The sequence below is a fragment of the Sphingopyxis sp. CR5 genome, from assembly GCF_059693785.1.
In genome coordinates, this window is the sequence record NZ_JCATIE010000004.1 from 338583 (window position 1) to 352807 (window position 14225).

At 66.7% G+C, this 14225-nt stretch carries 8 protein-coding genes and 1 tRNA gene; 4 read left to right on the forward strand and 5 right to left on the reverse strand.

Annotated elements, in window-relative coordinates; translation table 11 throughout:
- Positions 1-194: 194 nt before the first annotated feature.
- The 3 genes from leuS to holA are packed head-to-tail and all read left to right on the forward strand — an operon-like array spanning position 195 to position 4337.
- Positions 195-2759, forward strand: coding sequence for a leucine--tRNA ligase (gene leuS, locus AC58D2_RS08550; protein WP_497389251.1), 2565 nt, complete (start codon positions 195-197; stop codon positions 2757-2759).
- A 1-nt stretch (position 2760) separates the two neighbouring features.
- On the forward strand, positions 2761-3306 hold the full coding sequence (lptE, locus tag AC58D2_RS08555; RefSeq protein ID WP_497389253.1) for an LPS assembly lipoprotein LptE: 546 nt from the start codon (positions 2761-2763) through the stop codon (positions 3304-3306).
- Positions 3306-4337: a DNA polymerase III subunit delta gene (gene holA / locus AC58D2_RS08560; RefSeq protein WP_497389255.1), complete on the forward strand. Its 1032-nt coding sequence runs from the start codon at positions 3306-3308 to the stop codon at positions 4335-4337. The genes lptE and holA overlap by 1 nt, the downstream gene beginning before the upstream one ends.
- 168 nt (positions 4338-4505) lie before the next feature.
- Here the strand turns inward: holA and AC58D2_RS08565 are convergent, their stop codons facing one another.
- The 5 genes from AC58D2_RS08565 to AC58D2_RS08585 all read right to left on the reverse strand — a co-directional run bounded on the left by AC58D2_RS08565 (position 4506) and on the right by AC58D2_RS08585 (position 13707).
- Positions 4506-6320 carry a cation:proton antiporter gene (locus AC58D2_RS08565; protein WP_497389257.1) on the reverse strand — a complete coding sequence of 605 codons (1815 nt, stop codon included), beginning with the start codon at positions 6318-6320 and terminating at the stop codon, positions 4506-4508.
- 102 nt (positions 6321-6422) lie between these two features.
- The gene (locus tag AC58D2_RS08570; protein ID WP_497389259.1) at positions 6423-9263 is read right to left on the reverse strand and encodes a TonB-dependent receptor; all 2841 of its coding nucleotides are present in this window, start codon (positions 9261-9263) and stop codon (positions 6423-6425) included.
- Positions 9264-9458: 195 nt separating this feature from the next.
- Complete coding sequence (gene pdeM, locus AC58D2_RS08575; protein ID WP_497389261.1) at positions 9459-10142, reverse strand: ligase-associated DNA damage response endonuclease PdeM; 684 nt, start codon at positions 10140-10142, stop codon at positions 9459-9461.
- A 39-nt stretch (positions 10143-10181) separates the two neighbouring features.
- Positions 10182-11234 carry a retroviral-like aspartic protease family protein gene (locus AC58D2_RS08580; RefSeq protein WP_497389263.1) on the reverse strand — a complete coding sequence of 351 codons (1053 nt, stop codon included), beginning with the start codon at positions 11232-11234 and terminating at the stop codon, positions 10182-10184.
- A gap of 64 nt (positions 11235-11298) precedes the next feature.
- Complete coding sequence (locus tag AC58D2_RS08585; RefSeq protein ID WP_497389265.1) at positions 11299-13707, reverse strand: ligase-associated DNA damage response DEXH box helicase; 2409 nt, start codon at positions 13705-13707, stop codon at positions 11299-11301.
- Between the two features lie 295 nt (positions 13708-14002).
- On the opposite strand from AC58D2_RS08585, the gene AC58D2_RS08590 reads away from it, so the two are divergent.
- Positions 14003-14076 (forward strand) — tRNA-Gly (locus AC58D2_RS08590).
- The last annotated feature ends 149 nt before the right edge of the window (positions 14077-14225 follow it).

Sequence of the window (14225 nt, forward strand, 5' to 3'; positions counted from 1 at the left end):
GCCGGGATCTCTCCGGTGCCTCTTGACACCCGGGTCGAGATCCCGGCTTTCGCCGGGATGACGATATATGCAGGATACACAACGGGGTAACGGACGAATGACCCGCGAAACGCGCTTTGGCGCCCTGGCTGCCGATGCCCGCTGGCAGGCGGCGTGGGAAGCTGCGAACANATACACAACGGGGTAACGGACGAATGACCCGCGAAACGCGCTTTGGCGCCCTGGCTGCCGATGCCCGCTGGCAGGCGGCGTGGGAAGCTGCGAACAGCTTTGCCACCACCGACGGCGACGCCGCCGGAAACGGAAATCGGCCAAAGGCCTATATCCTCGAAATGTTCCCCTATCCCTCGGGGCGCATCCACATGGGGCATGTCCGCAACTATACGATGGGCGACGTGCTGGCCCGCTTCAAGCGGATGACCGGGCACGACGTGCTGCACCCGATGGGCTGGGACGCCTTCGGCATGCCCGCCGAAAATGCCGCGATGGAAAAGGGCGTGCATCCGGGCGGCTGGACGCGCGCCAATATCGATACGATGCGCGGTCAGCTGAAGCGACTCGGCCTCGCGATCGACTGGGATCGCGAACTCGCGACCTGCGACGCCGACTATTATGGGCAGGAGCAGGCGCTGTTCCTCGATTTCCACGCCGCGGGGCTCGTCGCGCGCAAGGAAAGCTACGTCAATTGGGATCCGGTCGACATGACCGTGCTCGCCAACGAGCAGGTGATCGACGGGCGCGGCTGGCGTTCGGGCGCGCTCGTCGAAAAGAAGAAACTGTCGCAGTGGTTCCTGAAGATCACCGACTTCGCCGACGAGTTGCTCGAAGGGCTGAAGGGTCTCGACCAATGGCCCGAAAAAGTGCGGCTGATGCAGGAAAACTGGATCGGAAAGTCGCAGGGTCTCGAATTTTCGTTCAAGCTGGTCGGCGGTGCGCCGGGGTTCGACGTCTTCACGACGCGTCCCGACACCATCTATGGCGCGAGCTTCGCCGCGATCTCGCCCGACCATCCGCTCGCCGAGACACTCGCCAAGGATTCGCCGCGCCTCGCCGCCTTCATCGAGGAGTGCCGGCGCCAGGGTACGTCGGCGGAACAATTGGAAACCGCCGAAAAGCTGGGCTTCGACACCGGGCTGGCGGTCGAACATCCGCTCGATCCGAACTGGCACCTGCCGGTTTGGGTCGTGAACTATGTGCTGATGGATTATGGTACCGGCGCGATCTTCGGCGTTCCCGCGCACGACCAGCGCGACCTCGACTTCGCACGGAAATATGACCTGCCGGTCTATCGCGTCATCGCCGACGGCGATGATACCGGCCAGCATTTTGCAGGCGACGAGGCCTGGGTCGGCACCGGCCGGCTCGTGAACAGCCACTTCCTGAACGGCATGAGTATCGACGAGGCGAAAGCAGCGGTGATCGCGCGCGCCGAGCATGAGGGCTGGGGCAAGGGCACGACGGTGTGGCGCCTGCGCGACTGGGGCGTTTCGCGCCAGCGCTATTGGGGCACGCCGATCCCCTTCATCCATTGCGACGCGTGCGGCGTCGTCCCGGTGCCCAAGGACCAGCTTCCCGTCACCCTGCCCGACGACGTCGACTTCTCGGTCCCCGGCAATCCGCTGGATCGCCATCCAACGTGGAAGCATGTCGCCTGTCCGAGCTGCGGCGGCGCGGCGGTGCGCGAAACAGACACGCTCGACACCTTTGTCGATTCGAGCTGGTATTTCCTGCGCTTCGCCAGTTCCCCGGCGGACAAGCCGTTCGACCCCGCGGTGATCGCGCGCTGGCTGCCCGTCGACCAGTATATCGGCGGCATCGAGCATGCGATCCTCCACCTGCTCTACGCGCGCTTCTGGACGCGCGCGCTCGAACGCATCGGGATGATCGAGGTGAAGGAGCCGTTCGCCAGCCTGTTCACGCAGGGCATGGTCACGCACGAAACCTACAGCCGCGATCAGGGCGAGGGCGTCGCCCCGCTCTATTTCACCCCCGACGAGGTGACGCGCACCGCGGACGGCGCGACGCTGGTCGCCGACGGATCGCCGGTCGAGGTCGGCCGCGTGATCAAGATGTCGAAGTCGAAGAAGAATGTCGTCGATCCCGACGCCATCCTCGACCAGTACGGCGCCGACGCCGCGCGCTGGTTCATGCTGTCCGACAGTCCGCCCGAGCGTGACCTGCCGTGGAGCGAAGCGGGGATCGAGGGCGCGTGGCGCTTCGTCCAGCGTCTGTGGCGCCTGTTCGGCGAAACCGAAAACCTCGGTGACGGGGGCGAGGATATCGCACTTGCTAAGCTACTTCATCGCGCGATCGCGGGGGTCGCGGCCGATATCGAAGCCCTGGGCTTCAACAAGGCGGTCGCCAAGATTCACGCGCTCGCCAACGACATCGAAAAGGCGAAACCGTCGGCGACGCGCGCCGACGCGTGCGCGACGCTGATCCGCCTCGTCGCGCCGATGATGCCGCACCTCGCCGAAGAGGCGTGGGCGGCGCTGCCCCAGGCGCAGCGCGACAGCGCGATGATCGCCGATGCGGCATGGCCCGCCGCCGATCCGACGCTGCTCGCCGACGATGAGGTGACGATCGTGATCCAGGTCGCCGGCAAGCGCCGCGACGAGCTGACACTCGCCAAGGGGCTCGATCGGGACGCCGTCGAGGCCGCAGCGCTGGCGCGCCCGCGCATCGCCGAACTGCTCGCCGGCGCAGCGCCGAAGAAGGTGATTGTGGTTCCCGACCGTCTGGTGAATATTGTCCCTTAAGATGCGCGCCCCTCTCGTCTCCTGCCTGATCGCCCTGTCGCTCCCGCTCGCCGGCTGCGGGCTGAAGCCGCTCTATGCGAACGGCAGCGCGGGCGGCGTCGCGACGATGCTCGCCGACATCGATGTCGCGCCGATCGAGGGGCACGCCGGCTGGCTGGTCCGCAATGCGCTGCGCGACCGTTTCGTCGCGGCGCAGAACGGACAGGGCGAGGGCAATCGCTACCGGCTCGATGTGCGGCTCGAAGATTCGATCACCGGCTTCGGCGTACGATCGGACGATGCGATCACGCGCGAACGGCGGACGCTGCGGGCGCGCTACCAGCTCGTCGACGGACAGACGGGGCAGGTGCTGCTCGACGCGACCGCCGCGCAGGATGCTGGTATCGACGTGGTGGGCAGCGAATATGCGACGATCGCGGCCGAAAACAGTTCGCTCGAACGACTGGCCTCCGGCGTCGCCGACCAGATCGTCGCGCGGCTCGCCGTCTATGCGAACCGCGGCGGCCCGGCGGCCGCGCCCGGCGTTGCGCCGCCCGCCGATCGCTGATGAAGTCGGTCAAGCCCGCCGAGCTTGAACGCCTGCGGCAGCTCGATCCCGCGCTCCGGTTCATCCTGCTGACCGGTCCCGACGACGCGACCATGAATGCGATCGCGGCGAAGCTCGTCGCGCTTGCGGGCAAGGAGGCGGAGCGCCTCGACCTTTCCTCTTCGCAGCTCGCACAGGATGGCGCGCTGCTTGCCGCCGAAGCCGCCTCGCTGTCGCTCTTTGCCGGCACGCGGGTAATCCGGCTCGAAATCTCGGGCAGCGGGGACGACTGCCTTGCCGCGGTCGAGGCGCTGCTCGCCGCCGACAGCGGGATCAATCCCGTGATCGCAACCGGCGCGTCGGTGACCGCGCGGTCGAAACTGGTCAAGCTGGTCGAAGGCTCGGACGCCGCGGTCGCCGCAATCTGTTACCAGCCCGACCGCCGGGCGCTCGTCGGCATCGCGATCGTCGTGGCGGAGGAACAGGGGCTGCGCCTCGCCAATGCAGAGGCGCAGCTGCTCGTCGACCTGGTATCGGGCGACCAGGCATTGATGCGTCGCGAGCTCGAAAAAATGGCGCTCTATCTCGACGCGGACCGCGATCGGCAGCGGCAGGTAACCGCCGCCGATATCGCCGCGCTGGGCGCCGCGACGCACGAAGAGGATGTCAGCGAGTGCATCAACGTCGCGCTCGGCGGCAAGCTGCGCGACCTGCCCGACATGCTCGCCCGCGCCGCGGCGGTGGGCGTGGCGGAAATCCGGATCATCCGCGCCCTCGCGATCCGCGCGGCACAGCTGGCCCGGCTGCGCGCCGAGGTCGACGCGGGCGCGCATCCCGCGACGGTCGTTTCGGCAAAGAGCAGCGGCGTGTTCTGGAAGGAACAGGGCGCGGTGACCGCACAGCTTCACCTATGGGATTCGGTCCGCGTCGCGCGGCTGATGACGCGCCTGCTCGACTGCGAACGCGCGCTCAAGGCGTCGGGGACGCCGGGTGGGGTGCTCTTTCGCAAGCTGATGACCGATATCGCGCACCAGGCGGCCCGCGCGAGGTAGCGCGCGAGCGTCGTTGACCGAATAACCCGTGTGCTCCCGCGAAGGCGGGAGCCCATCTCCAGACGGCGCTATGTCGCATCGGCGGGAGATGGGTCCCCGCCTTCGCGGGGACACACTTCACAGGAGGTTCGTTCAAAGGCGACCAGATCGTTTCCCGATGTGGGCGGGTTATGGCGCCTCGCGCGCCTCCATGCGCGCCTTTGGGTCTTCGGGCGGCACGAAGGACCAGATCGTGTCGCCGGCATCGACCGTCGGACGCTGGTGCTTGGCAAAGATGACAAGATCGCCCGACGGGCGAACGACCGCCAGGCTGTCGCCGCCGCCCGCCTTCATCCGTGCGGCATAATCCGAATAGGTGAATTTCTCCGTCACCTTGGTGCGGCTGAAGGTCCAGCCCGCCTGCAGCCGGTCGAGCTGTTCCTCGATCGGGGTGGCGCCCAGCGTGAAGACGCGGCCGCGCCGCTGGCTGCCCTGCCGCGATTCGCCGATTACCCGGCTGACGCGGTCGTGGCCGATCTCGGGTGCCAGCTCGCTACAGACCAGCGCGTTATAGGCGTCGTTGTCGGTCGCGGCGATCAGCTGCTGGAACTGGCCCATGTCGAGGTGATCCTCATGCGCCTCGTCCAATATGTCGCCGTGATAGATGGGCAGGTCGACGCGCCGGGCGCGGCGCAGCGCCAGCTGGCTCGCGTCGGCGACCAGGACGTCGCGATCTTGCTTCTTGATGAATTCGGCAAAGGCGATCGTCCAGCTGTTCGCCCCGACGAGCAGGACGCCGTCGCCCTTGCCGCGGTCGAGGCCCAGCCAGCGGGCAAAGGGCGCCGCTGTAAAGCCATGCGCAAAGATCGTCGCGATGACGACCCCGAAGGACAGCGGTACCAGCGCCTCCGCGCCCGGGATACCATAGTCGGCCAGGCGCAGCGCGAACAGGCCGGTGACCGCGACCGCGACGATGCCGCGCGGGGCGATCCACGCGACGAACAGGCGCTCCTTGAACGGGATGCGCGTAAAGAGCAGCGCGATCATGATCGTCAGCGGCCGCACGAGGAACAGCAGCAGGAACAGGAAGATCAGGAACCGCGCCTGAAAATTGGACACCACGGTCCAGTCGAGCGTCGCCGACAGGATGATGAAGACGCCCGACACCAGCAGGACGGTCAGATCCTCCTTGAACCGCTGGAGCATATGGCTCGAATAGGTTTCGCGGTTCGCCATCACCACACCCATCACGGTCACGGTGATCAGCCCGGTTTCGTGCATGATCAGGTCGGACAGGACGAAGACCGCGATCACGGTGGTCAGCAGCACCGGCGCCTTCAGATATTCGGGAACCCATCCGCGCGGGAAGGCCCAGGTCAGCGCGTAGCCCGCCGCGCCGCCGATCAGGATCGCGAGCAGGCTCGCCGCGACGACGTCGGTGACGATACCGATGCTGTTCGCGTCGGCGCCGCCGTGGGTGATATAGGAATAGATGCCGACCGCGAGCAGCGCGCCGATCGGGTCGTTCACGATCCCTTCCCATTTCAGCATGTTCTTGACGCGCGGCGCGATATTCAATGTGCGCAGCAGCGGACCGATCACCGTTGGCCCCGTGACCACCATCACCCCGCCGAACAGCGCCGACAGCTCGAGCGACAACCCCGCGCCATAATAGGCGGCGGCGGTACCGAGCGCCCAGCCGACCGGGACGCCGACGAACACGAGCAGCGCGACCGCATAGCCCGCCTGCCGCAGCTCGCGGAATTTCAGGCTGAGCCCGCCCTCGAACAGGATCACCGCGACCGCCAGCTTGATGATCGGCTCGCGCAGCGCCCCGAAATCCTGTTCGGGCCGGATCAGCCCCAGCACCGGCCCCGCGACGATCCCGGCGATCAGCATCAGCGCGATCGCCGGGCGTCCGGTGCGCCAGGCGATCCACTGCGCGCCGATACCGATCACGCCGATCAGGGCGATTTTGACGAGCAGGGAGTCGATGGCGAACATCGGTCGAGCCTATGCGGGGGACAGCCAAAAAGGCCAGCCCAAAAAAGAAGCCGCCCGCCTGCGCAGCGGCAGGCGGGCGGCGATCTTACCCGTACGGGCGCGTCAGAACTTGCCGCGCAGCGTCACGCCATAGGTCCGCGGTTCGGCCAGGAACTGCGAAAAGATCTGGCGTCCGCCCGGATATTGCGGGTCGGCGAAGGCGGCGGTCGTCGACGTCGCTCCCTCCTGGAAGGGCGAGTTGAACGCGACCTGGGCATATTGCTTGTTGAACAGATTTTGTGCCCAGAGCTCCAGCGCCCATTTCTCGTCGGGACCGCGCACACCAACGCGTGCGTTGAACAGCGCATAACCGTCCTGTTCCTTCTGCGGGAACAGGTCCGACCCGGTATTATAGTCGCTGGTCATGCGACCATCGATATAGAGCAGGCCGGTCAGGCCGCTGCTGCCGATTTCGGGCGTCCAGGTGATGCTGCCGGTCGCGACCAGTTCGGGCGCGTTCGACATATTGTCGCCGGGCAGCTTGCGCAGCGCTTGATCGAGCGGGTCGCCCGCGCTGTTGCCGACCAGATTGTCGCGATATTTGGTACGCGCATAGGTCAGGCCGGCCGACATGCGGAAGCTGGGCGCCGGAAGCAGCGAGGCTTCGAGCTCGAAGCCTTGGGTCCGCACCCCCCAGCCCACATCGTCGGCGGCGCAGGCACCGGTCGACGAGGCCGCCACGTTATAGTTGGGCGCACCGAGAAACTTGCTCTGGTCGCGGTCGCCGCCGCCAAGATCGTCTTCGCAGCCGTTGATCGTCTGGACGATATAGGTCGATCCGTTAAACGTATTGAGCTGGAAATTCTCGAAATCCGACCGGAAGAAGGTTAGGCCGAGGCTGAACGGTCCAGTCGCATATTTGGCGCCCAGCTCATAGCTGTTCACCAGTTCGGGATCGAACTGGAGGTTGCCGACCAGCCTCTGCGCACCGCCGACCGCGGCGAAGCTTGAACTCGGGTCGCTGCCGAGAATCACCGGTGGTTTCAGCGCCGAGCGATCGAGATTGAAGCCGCCCGCCTTGTAGCCGCGCGAATAGCTGGCATAAAGGAGCAGGTCATTGGTCGGCTTGTATGACAGGATCGCCGTGCCGGTCCATTCATCCTCGCTCCGCTTGTCGTTGATCGACACGCCGTCAAGCTCGGCGGTCGAATTGCCCTGACAGGACAGGCCGAGGATGCCCGCCGCGGTGGCGGCGAGCGGACCGCTGAGCAATGGTTCGAACAATGCCTGATTGGTCTGGCAGACTGTATTGTCGTTGCCGAAGGTGGCGTCGAATTTTTTCTTGTCGTGCGTGTAGCGGACGCCGATCGTCAAATCGAGTTGATCGGTGATGTGAAAGATATTGTGCGTGAACAGCGCCCAGTTGCGGTCGCGCTGGCGATAGCGGTCGAGGGTGCTGCCCATGTCACTGATCGACGCCAGATTGTTGACGCCGGTCAGGATCAGCCCGCCGACCCCGGCCGGAAGCGTCGGGATCAGGTCGTTGGCCAGCGCGAACTGTCCCGCTGGACTGATGCAATTGGCGCTTGTCGGGTCATACAGCGGCACCAGCGTGGAACCTGTCACGAGGCGGCAGCTAGCGAACTGCCCATAGTCGGACCCGAAACGCAGATTGTCGGTGACGGTCAGCCGTTCGTCGGCATAGAAGCCGCCGACGAGCCAGTCGAGCTTGCCGTCGAACGCCTCGCCTTGCAGGCGCAATTCCTGCGTGAAGGTGTGGAACTGGCGATAGGCGTCGGGACTGTCGGCGCGATAGAGAATATCGACCGTGCCGTAATCGAGGTCGCCCGCCTGTCCCGAACGATATTCGCGGTAGCCGGTGATCGAGGTCAGCGTTGCGCCGCCGAGATCATAGTCGATCTGGCCGGAAAATCCGTAATCCTTGGTCTTGCCGGCATAGCTGCGTCCCGGCGTGACCGAGATCGCGCGATTATAGCCCTGGCTGAAGGCGCTCGGGTCCTGCCCCAGATCGGTGAGGACCTGGACGATATTGTTCGTCGTGTCGGTCGCGGGCACGCCCGGATTGTTCAGATTGCCGATATAGGGGTTGACGCTGTTGTCGACATAGATCGCCGCACAGCAGCGTTCGTCGCGATAGGTGTAATCGGCGATCAGCCGCACCGACAGCGCGTCGGTGGGCTCGAACAGCAATTGGCCGCGCAGGAAATAGCGGTCGCGGTTGTTGATGTCGGTGTTGTTCGCCGTGTCCTTGTAGAAACCGTCGCGCTTCACCCACACGCCGTCGAGGCGCGCGGCGAGCGTGTCGCTGATCGGACCGGTCACCCCGCCGGCCAGGCGCCAATAATCGTAATTGCCATAGGTGATTTCGCCGGTGCCGCCGAATTCGAACTCGGGCTTCTTCGAATAGATGCTGATCAGGCCCGCCGACGAGTTGCGGCCGCCCAGCGTGCCCTGCGGACCGCGCTGCACCTCGACCCGGTCGATTTCGCCGAGTTCGTTGAGGCCGATGCCCGAACGCGATCGATAGACGCCGTCGATGAACACCGGGACCGAGCTTTCGAGGCCGGGGTTGTCGCCGACGGTGCCGATGCCGCGGATGCGCGCCGAGCCATTGGCTTCCGAGCCGGTCGACGACACGAGCAGCGACGGGGCGACCTGGTTCAGCTGGCGGATGTCGTTTGCACCGCTGTTCTGCATCACCTCCGCGCCGACCGCCGAGATGGCGACCGGAACGTCGGACAGCGCTTGCGCGCGGCCCTGGGCGGTGACGATGATGACATTGCTATCGTCATAGGCGCTGTCTTGCGGCGCCGCGTCCTGCGCGCTGCTGTCGTCGGTCGCATCCTGGGCAAAGGCGGGCACGGACCCGATCGCCACCGCGAGCGAGACGCCGAGCGCGCTGCTACGCAAAAGGCGAGCGCAGTGAAGGGAAGAATATTTCATCTCAGGCACTCCTCTCAAGATTTCTTTGTTTTCGTTGCCGCGCAAACATATCGAAATGGCGCTGCCGTTCCAGCGAGCGCGGCGGCATTCCGGCATTGTTTCGCCGGGGTGATGTATTTGTGCCACACTAGGAAAAGCCCGGATTCCTTAGGGATTAGCCCATGGATCTGAACGGCTTCCCGGCTTGCCGTAGCGTCAGACGCGTGCCGTTTCGCCGCATGGAAAGTCGAGCAGGCGGCCGTTGGCCACCAGCATCGCGCGGTAGCGTCCGGAAAAATTCGCCGCGATCGTCGCGCTTTCGACGTCCAGGCCGCCGGTCAGGCTGCCGAAGGCGGGCAGGATCAGGCGCTTTTCGTCGCCCGCGAAGCACGGACGCGACACCATGCGGCCGCGCACCGTGCGGCGCAGCTTGGGATGGAAATGACCCGAGATTTCGGGACGCTCCTCGCCGCGCTCGCTGGCATGGCGCAGAACGATGCCGTCGACGACCAGCTCGTCGGCAACCTCGCCGCCCCACATGCCACCCGAAAGCCCGTCGTGATTGCCCGCGACCCACAGGATGCGGGTCGCGGCGGCCTGCCCGCCGAGCCGCTCGGCGACCGCGGGACCGATGCGCGCCGCGGCATCGCGGTCGTGAAAGCTGTCGCCCAGGCACCACAGCGCGCGCGCGCCGGTTTCGGCCGCGAGCCGGGCGAGGCGGTCGAGCGTGTCGTGGCTGTCATAGGGCGGCAGCGGCTGGCCGTGCGCGGCGTACCAGCTCGCCTTTTCGAGGTGCAGGTCGGCAACGATCAGCGCACCGTGGCGCGGCCAGAACAGCGCACGGTCGGCCAGGACGACGAACGACTGGCCGGCGAATTCGAGGATGGGCACCACGGGCATACGGCCGCTATGGCGGCGACCGTAAGCGGCGGCAAGGGGCTACAGGCTGCGCCGCCAACCGGCGTCGGCGAACCGTTGCCGCGTCTCGCGCCGGGCGCCGTCGGGCATGTCGAGCACGACGCGCCGGTTCGGAAAATCGATCTCCACCCGGTCGAACAGCGACAGGCTGTCCATGCCGAGCAGCAGCGCCGGGCGCTTGTCGAGACCCAGCGCCGTGAACGCATGCGAATCGGCGAAGGAGACCGGCAGGTCCGCGATGTTGATCCCTTCGATCGTGATCTTCTTGATCGCGGTGCGCCGGGCCGGCACGTCCTCGCCGGTGATCGCGCCTAGCATGGCGGGGACGAAGGGCGCGCTATTCTGCCGCCGCCCTTCGATCAGCTTCATCAACGCGATATTGCCGACGCTCGACTGCGCCCCGGTATCGACCACCAGGTCGACGCGGCGACCGTCGATCCGCGCGTCCGACAGGATCAGCCGTCCGGCACTGTTGCGCGCCGATACGACAATGGCGTCCCGGTCCCGGATGATCGGCCGCGCGTGGCGCCGGGTCGCTAATATATCGATTGTTTCGCGCCGGAAATCGATCAACAGGCGACGCTCTTCGAGCATGTCGACCCCGATAAGCCCCGCCGCGCCGATGTGGCGCCCGGCAAAGGCCGGGGCATCGAACGGGTTCAGCCGCAAATCGGTCATCGAAAGCGACGCGACCCGATAGCTCGGCGCCATCGCGGCGTTCGTTCCGATCGTCGACAGCCGCAATTTCTCGCCCTGCCCCAGTCCCAGGCGTGCGGCGAGCTCGCGTGCGATCACGGTGCGTTCGGCGCCGGTATCGACCAAGAAGGAAAAGGGGCCCTTGCCTTCGACCATCACCTGCACCGCCATGCGCCGCGTCGCGTCGAGGTCGAACGGTTGGACGAAAGGCGTGACCTCCTCGATTGGCAGGCCGGGGTCGACGACAGAGGTGGGGGGCGGCGACGCCGTCGCGTCCTGTCGCGGCGGCGCCGGGGCGGGCGATCCCGGTGTTGCGCCGACGAGAAGCGGCGCGGCGAGCAAGGCCCAAAAAGGCGACCGGACGGCAATCGGCGTCATATCGGCATCCCCTCGTTTGTTTGGCATCAATCTACGCCTGTTCGGGTCATCGGGCAAGCGATGCTCAGCCGCCGTGCATCGCCGTTCGTGCAAGGTCGTCGGCAAGCTCGCCGAGCAGCGCATCGTCGACGTCGGCCGCCGCCACGCTTTCGCGCCCGATCAGCACGAGCACCGGGACCGCGAGCGGACTGATCCGGTCGAGCGCCCGATGGACCATCGTTCCCGCCGCGCGGTCGAGCAGGTCGCCGAGGCGCGCGACGTCGGTCAATCGTTCGCGCGCGTCGGCCCATGCGGCTTCGAGCAGCAAATGATCGGGTTCATATTTGCGCAGCACATCGAAAATCAGGTCGGTGGAAAAGGTCACCTGCTTGCCGGTCTTGCGTTTTCCGGGATGCTGGCGCTCGATCAGGCCGCCGATGACCGCGACCTCGCGGAACGCGCGCTTCAACAGGTGCGACCCCTCGACCCATTCGACGAACTCCTCTTCCAGGATCGCGGCGTCGAACAGCGCCCCGGGATCGGTCACGGGGCGCAGCGACCAGAGCGCGAGCGCATAGTCGGACGCGACGAAGCCGATAGGCTGGAGCCCTGCGCGCTCCATCCGCTTCGACAACAGCATGCCGAGCGACTGGTGCGCGTTCCAGCCCTCGAACGGATAGGCGACGAGATAGTGGGCGCCCTCGTGCGGAAACGTTTCGACCAGCAGTTCGCCGGGACGCGGGAGCACCGAGCGCCGCGCCTGCATCTCCAGCCACGCGCGCACATCGTCGGGGAAGCGCGTCCAGCTTTCGGGTTCGGCAAGGAAGTGGCGCACGCGGTCGGCGAGCCGCGTCGTCAGCGCCATGCGCGCGCCGACATAAGAGGGGATGCGTGCGGGCCGCGTGGTCGCCCGGACATACAGGTCGGTGTCGCGGATCGCTTCGACCTCCAGGCTCAGCCCGGCAAAGGCGAAGGTGTCGCCGGGCGCCAGCGTGCTTGCGAAATATTCCTCGACGCTGCCGAGGCGGCGGCCGTTCCTGAACCGCACGTCCAGCGTCGGCGCATCGACGATGATTCCCGCGTTCAGGCGGTGCTGCGCCGCGAGACGCGGGTGCGCGATGCGCCAGTTGCCCTGTCCGTCGGGCGCCAGGCGGCGAAAGCGGTCATAGCTTTTGAGCGCATAGCCGCCGTCGCGGACGAAGCCGAGCAACCGCGCGAACAGGCCGGCGTCGATCCAGCGATAGGGTTCGGCGGTGCGCACCTCGTCGAGCAACGCGGCTTCGGCAAAAGGCGCCGCGCAGGCGAGCGCCATCACATGTTGCGCCAGCACATCGAGCGCGCCGGGACGAAAACGGTCGGCATCGCGCTCGCCCGCCGCGACCGCGTCGAGCGCGGCCCGCGCCTCGAGATATTCGAAGCGATTGCCGGGGACGATCAGCGCGCGGCTCGGTTCGTCGAGCCGGTGGTTGGCGCGCCCGATGCGCTGAAGCAGGCGCGACGATCCCTTGGGTGCGCCCATCTGGATCACGCAGTCGACGTCGCCCCAGTCGAGCCCCAGGTCGAGGCTCGAGGTCGCGACCAGCGCGCGCAGCCGCCCTTCGGCCATCGCGGTTTCGGCGCGCTGGCGCGCCTCGCGGTCCAGGCTGCCGTGGTGGATTGCGATCGGCAGGCTCAGGTCGTTGACCTTCCACAGCTCCTGAAAGATCAGTTCGGCCAGCCCGCGCGTGTTGCAAAAGACGATCGTGGTGCGGTTCTTGGCTATCTCGTCCATCACCTGATGCACCGCGTAGCGGCCCGAATGCCCCGCCCAGGGCACCGCGCCTTCGGGCAGCAGGATCGCGACGTCGGGCTCGGCGCCGGGCTCGCCCTCGACCAGCGTCACGCGCGCGCCGTCGCCGTCGGGCGCCAGCCAGCGGCGATAGGCGTCGGTGTCGGCGATCGTCGCCGACAGGCCGACGCGGCGCATCGTGGGGGCGATTCGCTGCAATCGCGCCAGCGCGAGGCTCAGCAGGTCGCCGCGCTTGCCGGTGGCAAAGGCGTGGATCTCGTCGATCACCACGGTTTTCAGGTCGGCGAACATCGCGAAACTGTCGGGATAGGACAGCAGCAGCGACAGGGATTCGGGCGTCGTCAGCAGGATGTTCGGCGGACGGCTGCGCTGACGGGCCTTCTTGTCCGAAGAGGTGTCGCCGCTGCGGCTCTCGACGCTGATCGGCAGGTCCATCTCGGCGATCGGCGCGCCCAGGTTGCGCTCGACGTCGGCGGCGAGCGCCTTCAGCGGCGACACATATAAGGTGTGCAGCCGGTCCGAAGGCCGCACGGCCAGGTCGACCAGGCTCGGCAGGAACCCCGCGAGCGTCTTGCCGGCCCCCGTCGCCGCGACGAGCAGTGCATGATCGCCCCGCGCCGCGGCCGCCAGCATCGCCGCCTGGTGCCGCCGCACCCGCCACCCGCGCGCGGCGAACCAGTCGGCGAAGGCGTTGGGAAGCGACATGGCTGAAGATGTGGCGTGCCAACGCCGGCGCGGCAAGCCCGGCGCGCCGCGCGACCGCAACGGGGCCCCGCGCGCACGGCACCGCAAAAAAATCTTCGAGGAGATCGCGCCTCCGGGTCCGGCGGGTCCGCCGACACCCTCCCGGATCATCGGCGCGACCGGCACCCGTCGCCCCGGGGCCGCCCGTCACAAAAGGGCTTGATGCGCCGGCCCAATGAGTCGATAGAGCCGCGCGAGGTCACGGAGCGGCGACACGGGCGGATTCGAACGCCGATCGCGCCACGGCGTCCCGACCGCGGGTGTAGCTCAATGGTAGAGCAGAAGCTTCCCAAGCTTACGACGAGGGTTCGATTCCCTTCACCCGCTCCATCTTGCTGCCCACGCGCAACCGCTGATGGTTGAAAAATCCCTGAAAATCCGCTAGTTTTTAAGCATTCACTGGCTTCCGGTGATTGCCCATGATCGCGTGTAGCTGAACGATTCGGGGGCATATCCGGGGGCCTTTCCAAAGTCCCTGA